This window comes from Halomonas sp. SIMBA_159, from assembly GCF_046536035.1.
Taxonomy (GTDB): Bacteria; Pseudomonadota; Gammaproteobacteria; order Pseudomonadales; family Halomonadaceae; genus Vreelandella; species Vreelandella venusta_A.
On sequence record NZ_JAWJBT010001616.1, the window covers coordinates 1 to 236 of the forward strand.

At 43.2% G+C, this 236-nt stretch carries 1 protein-coding gene; it reads left to right on the forward strand.

Going from position 1 to position 236, the window contains the following annotated elements:
- Positions 1 to 236: hypothetical protein (locus tag R0J87_RS24685; RefSeq protein WP_498889673.1), on the forward strand; the 236-nt coding region annotated here is incomplete at both ends.

Below are 236 nucleotides of genomic sequence, written 5' to 3' on the forward strand. Positions count from 1 at the left end.
GCCCGAGTTAATGAAGTCTTTAATCTGGTGAAAAATACCTTAAATGCAGAGGCAACGACTCTACTGCCGCAAAAAGATGCAGCGCTGAGAATTCAGTTTCAGCATTCACAAGACAATATAGAACAGTATGAGTCCTGGCTGTTGTCTTCGATTGAACATAATACTCAGCGGACGATGGTCGACAAGCAAAAGAGCATGGTAACCACGGAATGGTTAACAGATTCCAGTGTCACTAG